17 protein-coding genes, 1 pseudogene and 2 riboswitches are annotated in these 18,963 nt (G+C 70.2%); of the genes and pseudogenes, 2 read left to right on the forward strand and 16 right to left on the reverse strand.

Annotated elements, in window-relative coordinates:
* Positions 1–28: 28 nt before the first annotated feature.
* The 6 genes from BMX57_RS12045 to cbiE form a co-directional block, all read right to left on the reverse strand.
* On the reverse strand, positions 29–706 hold the full coding sequence (locus tag BMX57_RS12045) for an energy-coupling factor ABC transporter permease (RefSeq protein ID WP_092367057.1): 678 nt from the start codon (positions 704–706) through the stop codon (positions 29–31).
* A gap of 48 nt (positions 707–754) precedes the next feature.
* Positions 755–945, reverse strand: a riboswitch (cobalamin riboswitch).
* 36 nt (positions 946–981) lie between these two features.
* On the reverse strand, positions 982–1,701 hold the full coding sequence (cobA, locus tag BMX57_RS12050) for a uroporphyrinogen-III C-methyltransferase (RefSeq protein WP_092367060.1): 720 nt from the start codon (positions 1,699–1,701) through the stop codon (positions 982–984).
* Positions 1,698–3,023, reverse strand: coding sequence for a cobyrinic acid a,c-diamide synthase CobB (locus BMX57_RS12055; RefSeq protein WP_092367062.1), 1,326 nt, complete (start codon positions 3,021–3,023; stop codon positions 1,698–1,700). Before BMX57_RS12055 ends, cobA begins: the two co-directional genes overlap by 4 nt.
* Positions 3,016–3,810: a precorrin-4 C(11)-methyltransferase gene (gene cobM / locus BMX57_RS12060; RefSeq protein WP_092367064.1), complete on the reverse strand. Its 795-nt coding sequence runs from the start codon at positions 3,808–3,810 to the stop codon at positions 3,016–3,018. The genes BMX57_RS12055 and cobM overlap by 8 nt, the downstream gene beginning before the upstream one ends.
* Complete coding sequence (locus BMX57_RS12065; RefSeq protein ID WP_092367071.1) at positions 3,807–4,175, reverse strand: cobalamin biosynthesis protein; 369 nt, start codon at positions 4,173–4,175, stop codon at positions 3,807–3,809. The genes cobM and BMX57_RS12065 overlap by 4 nt, the downstream gene beginning before the upstream one ends.
* Complete coding sequence (gene cbiE / locus BMX57_RS12070) at positions 4,172–5,377, reverse strand: precorrin-6y C5,15-methyltransferase (decarboxylating) subunit CbiE (protein WP_092367073.1); 1,206 nt, start codon at positions 5,375–5,377, stop codon at positions 4,172–4,174. The genes BMX57_RS12065 and cbiE overlap by 4 nt, the downstream gene beginning before the upstream one ends.
* On the opposite strand from cbiE, the gene BMX57_RS12075 reads away from it, so the two are divergent.
* Entirely contained in the window at positions 5,376–6,125 is a 750-nt protein-coding gene (locus BMX57_RS12075) for a cobalt-precorrin-6A reductase (RefSeq protein WP_092367075.1), read from the forward strand. The genes cbiE and BMX57_RS12075 overlap by 2 nt on opposite strands.
* Here the strand turns inward: BMX57_RS12075 and cobJ are convergent.
* Genes cobJ through BMX57_RS12110 form a run of 7 tightly spaced genes read right to left on the reverse strand, consistent with a single transcriptional unit; the run spans position 6,098 to position 14,061 of the window.
* A complete protein-coding gene (cobJ, locus tag BMX57_RS12080; protein WP_092367077.1) occupies positions 6,098–6,850 on the reverse strand; it encodes a precorrin-3B C(17)-methyltransferase in 753 nt (250 codons plus the stop codon). The genes BMX57_RS12075 and cobJ overlap by 28 nt on opposite strands.
* Positions 6,847–7,575 (reverse strand): precorrin-2 C(20)-methyltransferase, encoded by a 729-nt coding sequence (locus BMX57_RS12085; protein WP_092367079.1) that lies wholly within the window; start codon positions 7,573–7,575, stop codon positions 6,847–6,849. The genes cobJ and BMX57_RS12085 overlap by 4 nt, the downstream gene beginning before the upstream one ends.
* The gene (locus tag BMX57_RS12090; protein WP_092367082.1) at positions 7,572–8,201 is read right to left on the reverse strand and encodes a precorrin-8X methylmutase; all 630 of its coding nucleotides are present in this window, start codon (positions 8,199–8,201) and stop codon (positions 7,572–7,574) included. Before BMX57_RS12090 ends, BMX57_RS12085 begins: the two co-directional genes overlap by 4 nt.
* Positions 8,191–9,327, reverse strand: coding sequence for a cobalamin biosynthesis protein CobG (locus BMX57_RS12095; protein ID WP_092367083.1), 1,137 nt, complete (start codon positions 9,325–9,327; stop codon positions 8,191–8,193). Before BMX57_RS12095 ends, BMX57_RS12090 begins: the two co-directional genes overlap by 11 nt.
* Positions 9,324–12,620, reverse strand: coding sequence for a cobaltochelatase subunit CobN (gene cobN, locus BMX57_RS12100; protein ID WP_092367084.1), 3,297 nt, complete (start codon positions 12,618–12,620; stop codon positions 9,324–9,326). Before cobN ends, BMX57_RS12095 begins: the two co-directional genes overlap by 4 nt.
* A 9-nt stretch (positions 12,621–12,629) precedes the next feature.
* Positions 12,630–13,685, reverse strand: a complete 1,056-nt coding sequence (gene cobW / locus BMX57_RS12105; RefSeq protein ID WP_092367085.1) for a cobalamin biosynthesis protein CobW — start codon at positions 13,683–13,685, stop codon at positions 12,630–12,632.
* Position 13,686: 1 nt separating this feature from the next.
* Entirely contained in the window at positions 13,687–14,061 is a 375-nt protein-coding gene (locus BMX57_RS12110; RefSeq protein WP_092367088.1) for a DUF1636 family protein, read from the reverse strand.
* An 88-nt stretch (positions 14,062–14,149) separates the two neighbouring features.
* Positions 14,150–14,363: riboswitch (cobalamin riboswitch) on the reverse strand.
* Between the two features lie 141 nt (positions 14,364–14,504).
* On the opposite strand from BMX57_RS12110, the pseudogene BMX57_RS12115 reads away from it, so the two are divergent.
* Positions 14,505–15,473, forward strand: a pseudogene (locus BMX57_RS12115) (NAD(P)-dependent oxidoreductase); the annotation flags it as partial.
* Between the two features lie 7 nt (positions 15,474–15,480).
* Here the strand turns inward: BMX57_RS12115 and BMX57_RS12120 are convergent.
* Genes BMX57_RS12120 through BMX57_RS12130 form a run of 3 tightly spaced genes read right to left on the reverse strand, consistent with a single transcriptional unit; the run spans position 15,481 to position 18,963 of the window.
* Entirely contained in the window at positions 15,481–16,257 is a 777-nt protein-coding gene (locus BMX57_RS12120) for a citryl-CoA lyase (protein WP_092367093.1), read from the reverse strand.
* Positions 16,254–17,459, reverse strand: a complete 1,206-nt coding sequence (locus tag BMX57_RS12125) for a CaiB/BaiF CoA transferase family protein (RefSeq protein ID WP_092367096.1) — start codon at positions 17,457–17,459, stop codon at positions 16,254–16,256. The genes BMX57_RS12120 and BMX57_RS12125 overlap by 4 nt, the downstream gene beginning before the upstream one ends.
* Complete coding sequence (locus BMX57_RS12130; RefSeq protein ID WP_092367098.1) at positions 17,449–18,963, reverse strand: tripartite tricarboxylate transporter permease; 1,515 nt, start codon at positions 18,961–18,963, stop codon at positions 17,449–17,451. Before BMX57_RS12130 ends, BMX57_RS12125 begins: the two co-directional genes overlap by 11 nt.

Here is an 18,963-nt window from a genome sequence, read left to right on the forward strand (position 1 = left end):
GGGGCAGTCCCTGTAGGGGCGGGTCGGCTCAGCCGGCCGCGTAGAGCCGCGGTGTCACCAGCGCCGAGCCCTTGAGCCCGCGCAGCGACTTGGCCCCGGCCAGCACGGCAAGATCGACCAGCGGTTCGATCAGGATGACCATCAGGTAGGCCGCGCCGAAGCTGCCGACCGCCGTCATCGTGTCGGCGCCCACGCCCTGGCCGTAGAAGGCCCAGAAGGCGACCCAGGCCACAACACCGCCCTGGTATGCAATCGAGAGCTTGAGCATGTCGGCATATTTCAGGTCGACATAGGCAGCGTCCCGAGGCAGCGCCTTTTGCGCCAGCCCGTGGATCGCAAATAGCGGCACCAGCAGCGTGGTCAGGTTGACCGCATACATCGGAAGGTCGCCGGGTGCGAAGATCAGGCCCTGGATCGCCAGGCCCGCCGCAAGCCCCACCGCCGCCGGCGCGGCCCCCAGGATCAGCAGCAGCGTGGTGCCCAGGATGAAATGCACCTCGGAGATCCCCACGGGGAAATGCGGCAGAACCTCGAAGAAGGCGAGCACACCGAGCGTTGCCGTCGCACTGCGCAGGGCAAAGGAGGGCAGAGCGCGCGCCTTCACGTCCACGGCGATCAGCTTGAGCGAATAGCCCGCCGCCGCGGCGGTCGTCCCGTAGGCCAGGACCATCTTCGCGCCTTGTACGACGCCCGGTTCGATATGCATGTTCGATCTCCTTCCCGCCAACCCCGGCGGATCCTTGTGCCGGTTCCCCGGCGGTTTCACGTCACGGCAGGTTTCCTGACTTCCGGATCGTTGCGCGGCGGACCCTTCCCGGCTTGGACCAGTGGATTTCTCCGCGCGCGCTCCCCGGTTACAGTTGCGGGGGCAGTCGGGGATTTGCACCCCGTTCCCTATTATCCGGACCCCCGCAAGGGGCCGGCACCGTGTTCGCCATCCTTGAGCGATTCCGCGGGTCGGGACAAGATAGAATCCCGCGCCTATGCCTCGGCCAGGGGGCCGTAGAGGATCAGCGCCGGCGCATTGCCAACCTCTGCCTCCAGCCGGTCGGCCAGTTGGCCCAGCGTGCTGCGCTCCAGCGTCTGTTCGGGGGTCGAGACCGCCTCGGCCAGAAGCGCCGGCGTCGCGCGCGGCAGGCCGTGATCCACCAGCATGGCCACCATCCGGGGAAAGGTCCGCTTGCCCATGAACACGACGGTTGTGGCCAGCGGATCGGCCAGTGCGGCGAGGTTGAGATCCTCGGGCAGCTTGCCGGCGATGTCATGGCCGGTGACGAACTGCACCCGCCGCGCGGTCAGGCGACGGGTCAGCGGGATGCCCGCCGCCGCCGCCGCCGCGCAGGCCGAGGGGACGCCCGGCACGATCTCGAAGCCGATGCCGGCCGCGCGCAGGGCGATCAGCTCCTCCTCCAGCCGTCCGAACATGCCGCCATCGCCGGATTTCAGCCGCACCACCCGCGCGCCGGTCTGGGCATAGTCCACCAGCAGCCGGCTCACATGGTCCTGTTTCGGCGATGGCCGTCCCGCCCGCTTGCCGACACCTACCAGGTCCGCGCCCGCGCGGGCATGGGTCAGGATCGGGCCGGAACTGAGGTCGTCGAACAGGATCGCGTCGGCCTGTTTCATCCGGTTCACCGCCTTGAGCGTCAGAAGCTCGGGGTCGCCCGGACCCGAACCGACGAAGGAGACGAAACCGCTCATGCCCCGGCCTCGGCGATCAGGTGAAAGAACGTGCCGGTCACGTGGCCGCGATGCGATCCGGTCTCGGGCACCGCCGCGCCCTCGGCATCGACCACGGCGGCCAGCGGCGCGTCCGGCTGATCGAGGATGGTCGAGTAGTGGAACTCGTGCCCGCGCAGCTTGGCCGCCGTGGCAAAACCCGGCATCGGCGCTTGCAGCTGTGCCTTGCGATAGCCCAGGTGGAACTTGCGTTTCTCATAGGATGTGACCAACCCCAGAAGGCCCGCCATCTCGTGGCGCACACCTTCCTTGTCGATCAGCGCCGCGCCCAGGGCCATGTAGCCGCCGCATTCGCCATGCACCGGTTTGGTGGCGGCGTGGCGGCGCAGGCCGGCCATGAACCGGCCCGCCGCGGCCAGCGGACCGGAGTGCAGCTCGGGGTATCCGCCGGGCAGCCAGACAAGATCCGCGTCTGCCGCAGGGGCCTCGTCGGCCAGCGGCGAGAACGGCAGGATTTCGGCCCCGGCCGCGCGCCAGCCCTCCAGGATATGCGGATAGGTGAAGGAAAACGCCGCGTCGCGTGCCAGCGCGATGCGCTGCGCCGGCGGCTGCGGCAGGCGGCCCGCCGGCCGGGCCGGAGCGCCGCGCGCCGCGGCCCGGATCGCGTCCAGATCCACGTGTTCCCGCAGGAAGGCGGCGTAACCCGCAATCGCCGCTTCCAGGTCGGGATGCTCGACCGCCTGGATCAGCCCCAGGTGACGCTCGGGCAGAGTCAGGTCGCCGCGCCGGGGCAGGACGCCCAGCACCGGCAGCCCGGCGCGCTCCATGCCCAGGCGGGTCAGCCGCTCGTGGCGCGGGCTGGCGCAGCGGTTGAGGATCACCCCGGCAAAGGGCAGGTCGGGATTGTACATCCGGAACCCCAGCGCGGTCGCCGCCGCCGATTGCGCCTGGCCGCCCACATCCAGCACCAGAACCACCGGCCAGCCCATGTCCAGCGCGGTCTCGGCGCTGGATCCGTGCCCGGTCTCGCCGGGCTTGGCCACCCCGTCGAACAGGCCCATCGAACCCTCGGCCACGACGATGTCGGCCCCGTGGGCCCGCGCGGCGATGGCGCCGCGCAGCGCGTCGCCCATCGCCCAGCTGTCCAGGTTGAACGAGGGCCGCCCGGCCGCCGCGAGATGAAAGGCGGGGTCGATATAGTCCGGCCCGCTCTTAAACGGCTGCACGGTCAGCCCGTCCTCGGCCAGCGCGCGCAGAAGCCCCAGCATCACCGTGGTCTTGCCGGTGCCGGAGGAGGGCGCCGAGATCAGAAGGCCCGGGGGATTGGTCATCACCTCAGTCATCGCCGTGGCTCCAGCTCGACCACGGGCTGTCGGCGCTTTGCGGGCGATAGCGGCGGTCGTAATCGGTTGAATAGAGGCAGCTTTCGTCGAAGCCTTCACCGGCCAGCACCGGCCCCACAAGGATCAGCGCGGTGCGCGAGATGCCCGCGTCCAGTGCGCCCCCGAGCGTTTCCAGCGTGGCGCGCACGATCCGCTCGTCCGGCCAGCTGGCGCGATAGACCACCGCCACCGGGCAGTCGGGCCCGTAATGCGGGGTCAGCTCGGCGATCACCCGGTCCAGATGGCCGATCGACAAGTGGATGGCCAGGGTCGTGCCGGTGCGCGCGAAATTCTCCAGCGTCTCGCCCGGCGGCATCGACGAGGCGCGGCCCGCCGTTCGGGTCAGCACCACCGACTGCCCCAGGCCGGGCAGGGTCAGCTCGGTCCCCAGCGCGGCGGCGGCGGCGGCAAAGGAGGGCACGCCGGGGGTGACGCTGACCGGGATGCCGCGCGCCTTGAGCCGCCGGATCTGTTCGCCCATCGCCGACCAGACCGACAGGTCGCCGGAATGCAGCCGTGCGACGTCATGGCCGGCGGAATGGGCGGTTTCGATCTCGGCGATGATCGCGTCCAGATCCATCGAGGCGGTGTTCACGATCCGCGCGCCCTCGGGGCAATGCGCCAGGATTTCCTCGGGCACCAGCGACCCGGCATAGAGGCAGACCGGGCAGGCGGCGATGATGTCGCGCCCGCGCAGGGTCAGCAGGTCGGCGGCGCCCGGGCCGGCGCCGATGAAGTGAACGGTCATGTCTGTCCTCCGATGGCGACCGCGCAGGTGGCGAGGCGGTCGGTCGAGATCTTTCGCGGCGCGGCCAGGCGCGCATCCGGGCCGGCGGCGGCCAGAGCGGCAGCCTCGGCAACGCTGCCGGTGCCGCGTTCCGATGTGCTGCGGCGGGAGTCGGTCAGGGTCTCGGCGGCCGCCAGAGCCTCGGCCTCGACCCCGCGCAGGGGCAGGCCAAGCTCCTGCGCCAGCGCCACAAGGGGCGGGTGGCCGGTCTTGTCCTCGGCGGTGGCCAGCGCGGACACGCGCTGATCCGTGACGGCCGCGTCGAACGCATCGCGCAGGCTTGCGGCCGTTGCCGCCGTCGAAAACCCGAATCCGGCCACGATCATAGCACGCCGCTCCACTGCACCACCGGATAGCTCGCCCGCCAGCCCCGGCGCGGCCCCAGCGGCGCGGCCTGCGCCAGTTCGATGCGCAGCAACTCGCCGCCATGCCGGGCCTGCCAGTCGATCAGCAGTGCCTCGCTCTCCAGCGTCACCGCGTTGGCGACCATGCGCACCCCCGGCAGATGCCGCGACAGCCAGTCCAGCAGTTCCGCGCTCAACCCGCCGCCGACAAAGACCGCATCGGGCGCCGGGCGCTCGTCAAGCGCCTGCGGCGCGGCGCCCTCGACCACCTCGAGCCGGTCCTGGCCCAGCGCATCGGCGTTGCGCCGGATCCGTGCCGCCCGGTCGGCGCGGGGCTCGAAAGTGGTGGCGCTCAGGCTGGGATCGCTCAGCAGCCACTCGATGGCGATGGATCCGCTGCCGCCGCCGATGTCCCAAAGATGCTCGCCGTGCCGCGGTGCCAGCGCCGACAGGGTGAGGGCGCGCACCGGCCGCTTGGTGATCTGGCCGTCGGTCTCGAACAGGGCATCCGGCCGCCCGGTGGCCATCGGCACCGCGGGGCCGCCGGCCATGTCCAGCCCGACACAGACCGGATGCGCGATGTCGTCGAAAGTCAGGGCGCGGGCGGTCTCCTCGCGGACCCTCTCGCGCGGTCCGCCCAGCGCCTCCAGCACGTGACAGCGCGTTGCGCCGAACCCGGCCTCGTCCAGCCAGACCGCCAGCGCGCGCACTGCCGCACCATCCCGCAGCAGCACGAAGGCGCGCGCGCCATCGGCCAGATGCGGGCGCAGCCGTGCCAGCGGGGCGGCGTGCAGGCCCAGCGTCGCGGTGCTCTCCAGCGGCCAGCCGAGCCGGGCCGCGGCCAGCGCGAAACTCGACGGACCGGGCAGGGCGGTCCACTCCTCAGGGTCCAAGTGCCGCGCAATCACCGACCCCGCGCCGAACCAGAACGGATCGCCCGAGGCCAGCACCACCGTCGGCTGACCGCGAAAGCCGCGCAGCAGGGGCAGACCATCGGCAAAGGGCACCGGCCATTCCACGCGCCGCGCCCCCGTGTCGGGCAACAGGGCCAGGTGCCGGGGCGGCCCCATCACCACCTGCGCCGCGTCCAGCGCCGCGCGGCTTGCGGGCGGCAGGCCATGTGGTCCATCCTCGCCCAGACCGATGATGGTCAGCCATGCAGAGCCGAGCGGGGCCTCAGCCATGACCCACCTGCTGATTCTGGGCGGAACAACCGAAGCCGGCGAACTGGCGCAGACCATCGCCGGCACCGGCATCCGCGCGACCTATTCCTATGCCGGTCGGGTCGGGACGCCGCGCCCGCAGCCGGTCCCGACGCGCAGCGGCGGGTTTGGCGGGGTGGCCGGCCTGGTGCGATATCTGCGGGACGCGCAGGTGACGCATGTGGTGGATGCCACCCATCCCTTTGCCGCGCGGATGAGCCGGAACGCCCATGCCGCCTGTGCAGAGACCGGGGTGCCGCTGGTGGCCCTGACCCGGCCGCCCTGGACGGAAGGGTCGGGCGACCGCTGGACCCATGTGCCGGATATCGACGCCGCCGTCGCGGCACTGTCCGGACCGGTGCGCCGCGTCTTTCTGGCCGTGGGGCGGGTGCACCTGGACGCCTTCGCCGCGCAGCCGCAACATCACTATCTGCTGCGGCTGGTCGATGACCCGGATGCGCCGCCCTTGCCCGATTGCACCGTGATCGTCGACCGGGGACCGTTCGATCTGGCGCAGGACACCGCGTTGCTGCGGGCGCATCGGATCGACCTTGTGGTGTCCAAGAATTCCGGCGGCAGCGGGGCGCGGTCCAAGATCGACGCGGCGCGCGCGCTGGACCTGCCGGTGCTGATCATCGACCGCCCGGAGTTGCCGGAGCGGACAGAGCTGCACGAGCCCGAGCGCATTCTGGACTGGCTGGCTCATTCCGGGGTGAACCTCGGCGTGTAAAGCATTGGCTTTGAGTTCATTTCCAGAAGTCGGGTGCGCGACGATCCGATGATGACCACCGTGCGCATGTCCGCCATCTCGGGCGCGGCCTCGGCCAGTGGCACGATGCGCAGCGCCTCCTCCGGCGTCGAAACGGCGCGCGCGAACAGGATCAGCCGTTCGGGCTCGCATCCATCGCGCAGGAGTTCCAGCGTCTTTTCAAATCCTTCCGGGCGGGACTTGGAGCGCGGATTGTAGAGCGCGACGGCAAAATCGCCCGCGATCGCCAGTTGCAGCCGCTTTTCGATCAGCGACCAGGGCTTGAGATTGTCGCTGAGGTTGATGGCACAGAAGTCATGGCCCAGCGGCGCGCCCGCGCGGGCGGCGGCGGCCAGCATCGCGGTAATGCCCGGCAGAACCGCGATGTCCAGACCGCGCCAGGTCGCGGGGCCGTTCTCGACCGCCTCGAACATCGCCGAGGCCATGGCGAAAACACCGGGATCGCCAGACGAGACCACCACCACGCGGCGCCCCTCGGCCGCCAGGTCCAGCGCCTGCGCGGCACGGTTGAGTTCCACCCGGTTGTCGCTGGAATGCAGTGTCAGCCCCGGGCGCTCGGCCACCCGCGCCACGTAGGGAATGTATCCCACGACATCGGTGGCCTCGGCCAGCGCCGCGCTCACCTCGGGCGTCACCAGCGCATCGTCGCCGGGGCCAAGGCCGGCAATGCGGACCCAGCCGCTCATGGCCTGCGCCCCCGGCCGTGAACCAGGATGATCGAGAAATAGGGCGTCACCCTGTCGCCCGCCTCGGCCAGCCGGGTCACGCTCTGGTCGGGCATCTGCGCATATTCCACCAGCCAGGCGCGATCATGGAGACCGGCGGCGTGCAGCGCGCGTTTCACCTTGTCGAAATTGCGCCCGATCTTCATCACCACCAGCGCGTCGGTCTGCGCCATGCGGCTGGCCAGCACCTCTTCGGGCAGGGTGCCCATGAGCACGGTCAGCACGTCGTCGCCCCAGGTGATCGGGTTGCCGGTGGCGGTCCATGCCCCGGACATGCCGGTGATGGCCGGCACGATCTGCAACGGCGTGTCCCCGCGCAGCCGTTCATAGAGATGCATGAACGAGCCATAGAAAAACGGGTCGCCCTCGCACAGCACCACCACGTCCTGGCCCTGTTCGGCCAGCGCCTTCAGCCGCGCCGTGCAATCGGTGTAGAACGCCGAGAGCGCCACGTTGTAGCGCGGATCGCTCACCGGGATTTCCGTGGTCACCGGGTATTCCATCGGCAACTCGACCGCATCGCCGGGGATCATGCCGTTCACGATCTTGCGCGCCTGACCGGTGCGCCCGGCCTTGCGGAAATAGGCGACATGGCGCGCCCCGCGCAGCAACCTGTCGGCGCGGACGCTCATCAGGTCCGGATCGCCGGGGCCGAGGCCCAGGCCGTATATGGTGCCCATGCTCATTCCGCGCGGCTGGCGATCGCGTTGATGGCGGCGACGGTGATGGCGCTGCCACCCAGACGCCCCTGCACGATGCAGCAGGGGACCGGCTGCGCGGACCAGAGCGCGTCCTTGCTTTCCACCGCGCCGACGAAACCCACCGGGCAGCCGATGATGGCGGCGGGGCGGGGGCAGTCGGGATCCTCCAGCATGTTCAGCAGGTGAAAGAGCGCGGTGGGTGCGTTGCCGATGGCCACCAGCGCGCCGTCCAGATGCGGCCCCCACAACTCCAGCGCGGCGGCGGACCGGGTGTTGCCCATGCGCTCGGCCAGCGGGCGCACGCGGTCGTCCTGCAGGGTGCAGATCACCTCGTTGTTCGCGGGCAGGCGGAACCGGGTCACGCCCTCGCTGACCATGCGTGCGTCGCACAGGATCGGCGCGCCGGCCTCCAGCGCCGCACGGGCGGCGGGCACGAAACCGGGCGAGAAATGGACATGCTCTTCCAGCCCGACCATTCCGGCGGCATGGATCATCCGCACCGCGACCTGCTCCTCGTCCAGGTCGAACCGCGCCAGGTCGGCCTCGGCCCGGATGGTGGCAAAGGACTGGCGATAGATCGCCGCGCCGTCGGTTTCGTATTCATAGGGCATCAGTGAGATCCGTGGGGCTGAGTGTCTCGGGATCGAGGCCGGTTCTGCAGGGCTCATCCCCCGCGCGGCCGGCTTTGACAAGATCGAATTTGCCGTTCCGGCCCACCAGGGTCACATCGGCGGGCGTCTGCCGGGCGCAGCCCTTGGCGCAGCCCGATACATGCAGGCTGCCCGCGACATGCGGTGCAAGGCGGCGGGCGATTTCGCGGGTCTCGACCTGCGCCTGCGGGCAGAGCGGCGCCCCCGCGCAGGCGTCGGTTGTCAGCAGCGGGGTGTTCCCCGTGTTGACGAATATGTCGGACGGGGCGGCGCGTCCGCCTTCCAGCAGAAACAGCCGCCAAGGCGTGACACGCAGGGCGCGGGCGCCGCTGGCTTCCGTCAAGCGGGCCAGAGCCCGCGCGGGCAGTTGCCCGAACGGCGCACCGTAGCAGGGGCCAGGCGGGGTCTCGCCCGGCGCGGGTCGGCCGGTCGCCGGGCCCGGGGCGTCACCGGTGAAATGCTCGGGCAGCGGGATGGTACGAAGCAGCCGCGCCATGCGGCGGGTCTCGGGGCTGTGCTGCGCGGCGAACCAGCGGGCCAGGTCGATCAGCCGGTCGATGGCCGTTGCCTCGGTGACCGGGGTTCCGGTCCCGGCACAATCGGCCCGCAGGATCAGTCCGGTTTCGCCGGTTTCGAGGCGGATATCGGCGGGATCACCGGACAGGAAACGGGTTGTGCCGGTGTCGATCGCAAAGCCGAATTTTGCTGGGAGGTCAGGCAGTTCCGCAAGCCTGTTCAACAACGCTGTCGCCAGCCGCTCGGTCACGTCGCCCGGTTGCCAGAAGGGCGAGACCAGGATGTTGCGCCGGGTTTCCAGCCCCGGTTCGGCATCGACCAGATCCAGCCCGGACAGATCGTCCAGCAGGGCGCCGTGGGCCTCTTCGGCCACGCCGCGCAGTTGCAGGTTGGCCCGGTTGGTCAGGTCGATCGTGCCGTTGCCGTAACGCTGCGCCGCCGCGCACAGCCCCAGCACCTGCGCCGAGGTCAGCCGCGCCAGCCGGGGCCGCACGCGCACCACCAGCCCGTCGCCCGACATCATCGGACGGTGCGCGCCGGGGCACCAGCCCTTGACCAGCGGGGCGCTCATCGACCGGTCTCCAGTTCGGCGCGGATCGAGTTGCGGCGGGTCTGCCACAGCCCGGCCTCGAGCAGCGCGCGGAACCGGTCCTGCATGGCCCGGTGCGCCTGCGGATTGGCCTCCTGCAGGAAGAAGTCGATCTGCGGATCGCCCAGCGTGGCATCGTGGTAGAGGTCGAAGAGATGCGGCGCGACGGCATCGGCCAGATGCGCAAAGGACGCCATGTGATCGAGCGTTGCGGCTATCTCGGCGGCGCCGCGGAAGCCGTGCCGCTGCATGCCGGCGATCCAGCCGGGATGGGCGGCGCGGGCGCGCACCACCCGGGCGATTTCCTCGGGCAGGGTGCGGGCGCGGGGGCGCGCGGGGTCGGTGGTGTCGAGATGGTAGAGTTGCGCGCTGCCGCCGGTCTGCGCCTTGGCGGCGGCGAAACCAGCCTCGTGCGTGGCGTAGTCGGCGGCCAGCAGCAGGTCGGTCTCGGACAGGTCCTGCAGATGCACGAAGCTGTCGGCTGCGGCCACGCGGTCGCGGATCCCCCGCTTGTCATGGACGATATGCTCGCCGTCCAGCGCAAAGGCGCTGGCGTCGAGCCAGGCCTGCCCGGCCTGCGCCCGCGCCGCATCGGTGTAGGTCTCGGGCAGGTGGCCCATGCCCAGCCCATAGCTGCCCGGGGCCGGGCCATAGACCCGCGCTGTGGGCGTATGGCCCGCATAGGGGTTCCAGTCCGGCGCCTCGTCCCGCGCGGCCAATGCGCGCACCGCTTGTGCGAACAGCGCCGAGAGTGTCGGAAACACGTCGCGGAACAGGCCCGAGACCCGCAGGGTCACGTCCAGCCGCGGCCGGTCCAGATCGGTGATCGGCAACACCTCGATCCCCGAAACCCGCTCGGATCCCGCATCCCAGACCGGTTTCACGCCCAGCAGATGCAGCGCCATGGCGAATTCCTCGCCCGCCGTGCGCATGGTGGCCGAGCCCCAGAGATCGACGATCAGCCCCCTTGGATAATCGCCCTCCTCCTGCAAATGGCGCCGCACCAGCTCCTCGGCGGATTTCACGCCCTGCGCATATGCGGAACGGGTGGGCACCGCGCGCGGATCGGTGGTGTAGAGGTTGCGCCCGGAGGGCAGCACATCCGTGCGCCCGCGATAGGGCGAGCCGGAGGGACCGGCGGCGATGCGCCGGCCGGCCAGCGCATCCAGAAGCGCGGCGCGTTCCGCATGGGCCGAGGGCGCGGTGTCGAAATTGCCCGCGACCTGCGGCGCGCGGCCATAGACATGCAGGCCGTCGCCGAACTGGCTTTCCTTGATGTCGCAGACGAAGCGGTCGATGCGGGTGATCGCCTCGGCGGTGCAGGTGGCGCGGTCGAGGCCCAGATCCTCCTCGACGCCCAGCGCCTGCGCCTCGGTGCGGATATCGGCCTGCAGCCGGTCGCGGCGCCTGGGGTCCAGCCCGTCGGCGTTCGAGAACTCGTCGAGGAGCGATTCCAGCCGGCCCATGCGCTCGGGCGTGCCGCTGTCGCGCAGGGGCGGGGGGATGTGGCCCAGCGTGACCGCGCCGATGCGCCGCTTGGCCTGCGCCGCCTCGCCGGGGTCGTTGACGATGAAGGGATAGATCACCGGCGTGTCGCCGATCAATGCCTCGGGCCAGCAGGTGCCGGAAAGCGCCACCGACTTGCCCGGCAGCCATTCCAGCGTGCCATGCGCGCCGATGTGAATGAGCGCGTCGGCCTGCATCGCGTGCTGCAGCCAGAGGTAGAAGGCCACATAGCCGTGGCGCGGCGTTCGGGCGAGGTCGTGATAGTCGTCGTCACGGCTCTCGGGCTGGCCGCGTTCGGGCTGCAGGGCGATCAGGGTCTTGCCGCGGCGCAGGGCGGTGAAGTGGAATTTGCCTTGCGAAACCGCAGGATCGGCTTCGGGGGCGCCCCAGACGTCTTGCAAGTTCTCCTGCAGCGGGGCGGGCAGGGTCGCCAGCGCCTTGCGATAGTCGGCGACGGGCCAGGTGATGCGCGTCTCTTGCAGATCTTCGGCAACAGGCGCGCCGGGGGCGGCATCGAAGCCCTGTTCCCGCAGATCCTCCAGCATTGCCTCGGCCGAGGCCAGCGCGTCCAGCCCCACCGCATGGGCCATCTGCCAATCCTTGCCGGGATAGGTGGACAGCACCAGTACCGGCACCTGTTCGGCGGCCGGTTTGCTGGCCAGCCGCACCCAGCCCGCGACGCGCGAGACGACGGCCTCGATCCGTTCGGGGTCGGGCGTATGCACCGTGCGGGCGAATTGCAGATGCGCATCGCGGGCGCCCGGCTCCTTGAACGAGGCGACCCCGGCGCTGATCCGGCCGTCGACCTCGGGCAGAACCACGTGCATCGCCAGGTCAGCGGGTGACAGCCCGCGCTCGGCCTCGACCCAGGATCTGCGGTCGGATGTGGCGAGCGTGACCTGGAACACTGGCACACCGGCGGCGTCCAGCGGCGAGGTGCCGCCGTCGCCCTTGCCGGAAAAGGCGGTGGCGTTGACGATGGCGGCGGGATTGAGCGCGCGCACCTGCCGCGCCAGCCAGCCCGCCGCGCCGGGCGCCTTGAGCGAGGGCGCATAGAGCGCGGCCACGTCGAAACCACGGGCGCGGAAGGCGGCGAAGAGGGCCTCGACAGGCACCGTGTCCGACGCGGTCAGGTAGGCGCGGTAGAAGGTCAGCAGGATGCGCGGCCGGTCGCTGCCGGGAAAGAGCGCCAGCGGGCAGGTCACGCCATGTTCCGGTGTCCAGGCGCCGACCTGCGGCAGCGATTTCGCCCCCGGCACCGGCCCGGCATAAAGCCCCGCCGCCAGCGCCAACTGCGCCAGCGCCGCCTGCGCGGCCACCGCCCCGCCGGTGTCGCAGAGATGCTGCAGCCGCCGCAGGGTCGAGACCGGCAGGGTCGAGAGATTGTCGAGCCGCGCATCGGCCCGCCCGTCGGCGGGCAGAACCGCCACCGCGGTCCCGCGCTCCTGCGCCAGCGTCTGCACCTGTTGCAACCCGTAGGACCAGTAGGGCACGCCGCCGATCAGCCGGATCAGGATGCCCTTGGCGCCTGCCAGCGTTTGCTCGACATAGGTGTCGACCGACAGCGGATGCTTCAGCGCCGCCAGGTTGGCCAGCCGCAGCGTCGGCATCCGCCCATCCGGGCCACCGCCGCGATGCCAGCCCGCCGCAAAGGCCCCGAGATCGCTGTCGGAAAAGGACAGCACCACCAGATCCGCCGGGCTCTGGCCCAGGTCGGTCGGGGTCTCGGTTTCTTCGAGCCCGTGGCTTTCGCGGAAGACGACGTGCATCGGGCGTGTCTACTCGGCGGCCTGCGGAACGGAGGTGAGAATATCACGGATCGCGGCGGCGTCGATGTCGTCATGCTCGGCGATCACCACCAGCCGACCCTGCCGCGCCTCGTCCGGTTTCCACGGGCGGTCATACTGGTGCCGCACCCGCGCACCCACCGCCTGCACCAGCAGGCGCATCGGCTTGCCGGAGACGGCGGCGTACCCCTTGACGCGCAGGATGTTCCGCTCCTTGGCCAGCCGTTCGATCCGGGCCGCCAGGTCGGCAGGATCCGCCTGTTCCGGCAGGTCGATCACCACGCTTTCGAAATCGTCATGGTCGTGATCGTGCGGCGCGTCATGGTGGCTGGGGCGCGCGTCCATGTCGTCCTCGGCGGCCGCCTCCAGGCCCAGGATCACGCGCACGTCCACAGCGCCTTCGGCAACTTCGACCACCGGCAACGGGCGCGGGGCCTCGGCGGCGATGATCTCGCGCGCGCGGGCCACGCCCTCGGGACCGGCGAGGTCGGGCTTGGTCAGCAGGATGATGTCGGCGCAAGAGATCTGGTCCTCGAACACCTCCGACAGCGGGGTTTCGTGGTCGATGGAGTCATCCGCCAGCCGCTGGGCATCCACCGCCGCCACATCCGGCGCGAACCGGCCCGCCGCCACAGCCTCGGCATCGGCCAGGGCGATAACGCCGTCGACGGTGATCTTCGAGCGGATATCCGGCCAGTCGAACGCCTTGAGCAGCGGCTTCGGCAGGGCCAGCCCGCTGGTCTCGATCAGGATGTGGTCGGGGCGCGGGTCGAGCGCCATCAGCGCCTCGATGGTGGGGATGAAATCGTCGGCCACGGTGCAGCAGATGCAGCCATTGGCCAGTTCCATGATGTTCTCGGCCGGGCAGTCGGGAATGGCGCAGCCCTTGAGGATCTCGCCATCAACGCCCACATCGCCGAACTCGTTGACCACCACGGCCAGCCGCTTGCCCTGCGGGTTCTGCATCAGGTGGCGGATCAGCGTGGTCTTGCCGGATCCCAGGAATCCGGTGACGACGGTGACGGGGAGTTTTTCCAGGGTGCTCATGTCAGGCTCCTATCGGGGGGATGCGGGCGACGCAGTTCTTGCGGAAATGCACGGGGCGCTCGCGCCAGGGCACCAGCCCGTCGGCGGTCGCGTGATAGCGGGTCGTGCCCTCGACGATGGTGTCGACATCGTGGGCCTCGTTCAGGTTGGCATAGACATAGGTCCAGCGCGACGGGCCGCCGCGCAGGACGATGGAACAGCCGTTGTCGCAGTTCGACAGGCATTCGACCGGGCGCAGGTGCACGCCCTCGGGCAGCGCCGCCTCGGCCAGCGCCGCATGCAGCAGGGCGCCGGGACGCGCGGCGTCATCCTCGACCGGCAGGCCGCGGCGGCAGGTGGTGCAGACCAGCAATTCGACCGGTGCGCTCTGGGTCACGTCTCATCCCCCTCTCGGGTTCGGGGGACGGGGTCATGAGCGGGCCACGCGGCAAGGACATGGGCCCGTCACCGGAACACCCCGTCCGGTTGCACTTCGGGCGCTGGCAGGTCTCCCGGCTTACAGATGTCGGGGCGTCTGCCCCGGCGGATGTCCCGCCTTCCCAGCCTGACGGCCAGTGGCTTGGGCACCCTCTCCGGTCACGGTCGCGGGGGCGGCTGCGCTTGACGGCCCGGACCGGACCGCTGGCGCATTCCCTTTTCATCCGCCCGGGGGCGGACACCAACTCCATCGCACATGCGGCACCGCCCGCCCGGTTGTCAAGCGCAAGGGCGCCGGATGCCGGCCCGTGAGGGAAAAGCGACCGCCCGAGGTCGTTTGGCGGCATGACGCCCGCGCGCGGCGGTGGTCCCTTGGCCGGATGACATGAAACAGGGCGAAAGGCGGCGGGGATGAGAGTCGGATTCATCGGGTTGGGCAATGTGGGCGGCAAGCTGGCGGGCTCGCTCCTGCGCAACGGGGTCGAGCTGGGCGTGTGCGACCTGGACGCGGAGCGGGTTGCGGGGTTCGTCGCGCAGGGCGCAACCGGCGCTGACGATCCCGCGCAGCTGATGCGCGCGTGTAAGGTGGTGATCACCTGCCTGCCGTCTCCGGCCGCCAGCGACGCGGTGATGCGTCAGATGCTGCCCGAGATGCGGCCCGGCAAGACCTGGCTGGAGATGTCCACCACCGACGCGGCCGAGGTGCAGCGCCTGGGCGCGCTGGTGATCGAGCGGGGCGGGGCGGCCGTGGATTGCCCGGTCTCGGGCGGCTGCCACCGAGCCGCGACCGGCAACATCTCGATCTTCGCGGGCTGCGAGCGCGCCACGTTCGACCGGATCCTGCCGCTGCTGACCAAAATGGGCCGGCGGATCCTGCATACCGGCCCGCTGGGCTCGGCCTCGGTGCTCAAGGTCGTGACCAACTATCTCGCCACCGCCAACCTGCTGAGCTGTTGCGAGGCGCTGGCGACCGCCGGTGCGGCGGGGATGGACCTGAACACCGCCTATGAGGCGATCCGCATCTCGTCGGGCACCTCCTTCGTGCATGAGACCGAAAGCCAGGTGATCCTGAACGGCTCTCGCGACATCTCGTTCACGATGGACCTGGTCAAGAAGGATATCGGCCTGTTCCAGCAGGTTGCCGACCGCGCCGGCGTGCCGCTCGAGATCAACCCGCTGATGATGCGGATCATCGACGACGGCATCGCGCGCTATGGCGCGCGCGAGCTTTCGCCCAACATCGTGCGGCGGCTTGAAGAGGCCACGGGGATCGCGATCCGCGCGCCGGGATTCCCGCCGGAGATGGCCGATGACGAGCCCGAAGCGCCGGGATACGAGGTGGTGCCGCGCAATCGGCAGGCGGCGGAATGAGCCCGGCTCACCCCTCGGGAGGCCCGTCATAGGTCCAGCGATAGCCGGGCGGGGTCGGCCCCTTGTTGCGGCCGCCCTGCTGGGTCTGCTCCCAGGCATGGGCCAGGATGCCGACCGAGCGCGACAGGCAGAACAGCCCGCGCGCCAGCGGCGGCGCGAAACCCAGCTCGGCAAAGATCACCGCGGTTGCGCCGTCGATGTTCATCGGCACCGGCCGGGCCTTGCGCCGGGCGATCTCGGCCTCGATGTCCCGTCCGATCCGCGCAAACCGCCCGTCGCAGACGCCCTGCGCGGCGGCCCGGTCCACCAGATCCAGCAGGCGCGGAGCGCGCGGGTCGGCGGGCATGTGAAAGCGGTGGCCGAAGCCGGGCAGGATCGGGCCGTGCTCGGCGATCCAGTCCTCCAGAACCTCGCCCAGAGGCGTCTCGGCGGTGTCGGCCCGGTGATAAAGCTCCACCGCCTGTTGCCCGGCGCCGCCATGCACGTCGCCCAGCATGTTGAGACCGGTGGCCATCGCGTTGTTGAGCCCGATGCCGCAGGTCGCCGCCATCCGCGCCGCGGCGATGGAGGGCGCCTGCGGGCCATGATCCACCGCCGCCACCAGCGCCGCCTCCAGCAGCGCCGCCTGGCCGGCCGCCGGCGGGTCGGGGCGGACCATGAGCCAGATCATCTCGACGAAGGAGACGTTGCCGATCAGCTCCTGCACCGGCCGGCCCCGGAACGTGATGCGTCCGGGCTCCATGTCGATGATTGCGGTGCGCCACCAGTCCGATACGTCGCTCATATCGCCCCCTCGCGGCGGAACCGGTCGATCTGGTCGGCGTCATAGCCCAGGTCGCGCAGGATCTCGTCGCTGTGTTGGCCCAGCCGCGGCGGCGGGCTGTCGACCGCGGGTGTCTGCCCGTCGAACCGGGCCGCCATCCGAAACAGATCGATGCCACGCCCGACGCCCGGCACCGCGTCGAAATGCGCGATCAGGTCGCGGCCCGTCACCTGCGGGTGCGCCAGCGTTTCGGGCAGGTCCAGCACGGCCCCGGCGGGCACGCCGATCTCGTTGAACTCGCGCGCCCAGTCGCGGGCCGGCCGGGTGCGCAGGTCGCGCTCCAGTTCGGCCCTGAGCGCGGCGCGGTTGCGTTTGCGGTCCTCGCGGGTGGCGTAGTCGGGATGCTCCAGCAGATCCGCCCGGCACAGGTGCCGGGCCAGCGCCTGCCACTGCTCGTCCTTGTTGGCCGCGATGTTGAGCAGCCCGTCGGCGGCCTGGAACGCGCCCGAGGGGGCCGAGGTCATGTTCTCGTTGCCATTGGGCTCCGGGGTGACCCCGCCGATCAGATAGTTGGAGACCACCCAGCCCATCGTCGCCAGAACCGAATCCAGCATCGCCACGTCGATGAACGCCCCGCGCGGTTCGGCATTGAGCGCCGCCGAGATCGCCATCGCCGCGGTCAGCCCGCCGATCGTGTCCGCAACCGGATAGCCCACGCGCAGCGGTGCGCTGTCGGCATCGCCGGTGATCGACATGACACCCGACGTGCCCTGCACGATCTGGTCATAGGCCGGGCGTTGCGCCCAGGGCCCGTCCTGCCCGAAGCCCGAGATCGCGCAGTAGATCAGCCGCGGGTTCTCGGGCTTGAGCATCTCGTAAGCGACCCCGAGCCGCGCCATGACACCGGGCCGGAAATTCTCGACCAGCACGTCGGCGCCGCGCACCAGCCGGCGCAGGATGTCGCGCCCGGCCTCGGACTTGAGGTTCACCGTGATGGATCTCTTGCCCGCGTTCTGCGCCAGAAAGCTGATGCCCATGCCGGCCGAGTTCAACTCGGCATCCGCCCCGAGGTTGCGGGCCAGGTCGCCCCGGCCGGCCGCCTCGACCTTCACCACATCGGCGCCCAGATGGGCCAGTTGGTGACAGGCAAAGGGGCCGGCCAGCACGTTGGTCAGGTCGAGCACGCGCACACCGGCCAGCGGGCGCGTACTGTCAGTCGGCATCGGCGACGCCCTTGGCCCGCAGCCGCGCCCGGCGCGCGCGATAGCTGGGCAGCGCCACCAGGATCACCGCCAAGCCCAGCAGGCCCATGGTCATCGGCCGCTCCAGGATGAAGCCGACCCCGTCATAAAGCTGCATCGAGCGGGCGAAATTGTCCTCGAGCATCCGGCCCAGGATGAACCCGATCAGCAGCGGCGCCAGAGGATAGTCGGCAAAGCGCAGGATCGTGGCACAGATGCCCAGGCCCACCAGGATCAGCAGCTCGGTGGCGTTGTTCTGGCCGATATAGGCCCCCATCAGAGTGAAGAACAAGATGAACGGGATCAGGTAGTTGCGCGGCACCGCCAGCACCTTGGCGATATAGGGGATCAGCGGCAGGTTCAGGATCAGCAGGATCACGTTGCCCACATACATCGAGATGATCACCGCCCAGAAGATCTCGGGCTGATCCAGCATCAGCCGCGGCCCCGGCGACACGTTGAGCGCGATCAGCGCCCCCAGCAGGATCGCCGTGGTGCCCGAGCCGGGGATGCCCAGCGTCAGGAGCGGCACGAAAGAGCCGGTGCAGGCGGCGTTGTTGGCACTCTCCGGCGCGGCCAGGCCCTTGACCGAGCCCTTGCCGAACTGCTCCTGTTCCTCCTTGGGCGCGATGTTGCGCTCGACCGCATAGCCCAGGAAGCTGGCGATCGTCGCCCCGGCGCCGGGCAGCACGCCGATCAGGAAGCCCTGGACCGACTGCCGGCCGATCACCGGCGCGATGGCCCGCGCCTCGTCGCGGGTGATGCGCAGGTCCTTGATTTCGCCGCTGCCCTCGGTCTTGGACCGGCCGGGATCCAGCACCAGGTACATCGCCTCGGGCAGCGCGAACATGGCCATGGCCAGGGTGATGAAGCCGAAGCCCGATTGCAGGTCCATGATGCCCATGGTGAAACGCGGCAGGTTGAACAGCGCGCCTTCGCCCACCGTGGCCATGATCAGGCCCAGAAGGGTCATCAGCAGCGCCTTGCCCACCTGTCCCGACCCGGCAAACGCCGCGATGGCGCTCAGACCCACGACCATGAGCGCGAAATACTCGGCCGAATGGAACAGCAACGCCACCGAGGCCAGCGCCGGGGCGAAGATCATCAGCAGGATCGCCCCCACGGTGCCGCCGCAGAAGGACGAGATCGCGGCAACCGTCAGCGCCTTGCCCGCCTTGCCCTGGCGGGCCAGGGGATAGCCGTCGAAACTGGTGGCCACGGTCGAAGCGACGCCCGGCGCGTTGATCAGGATCGACGAGGTCGAGCCGCCGAAGATCGCGCCGTAGTAGACCCCGGCCAGCAGGATCAGCGCCGCCGAGGGATCGCCGATGGAGATCGCCACCGGGATCATGATGGCGATGATCGACATCGGCCCCAGGCCGGGCAGCATGCCGATGAAGGTGCCGATCAGGCAGCCGCCGATCACCATCAGGATATTCGTGAGCGAAAAGGCCGTTCCCAGCCCGATCATGATGCCTTCGAGCAT

This window comes from Cribrihabitans marinus (assembly GCF_900109035.1).
In the GTDB taxonomy this organism is placed as follows: Bacteria; Pseudomonadota; Alphaproteobacteria; order Rhodobacterales; family Rhodobacteraceae; genus Cribrihabitans; species Cribrihabitans marinus.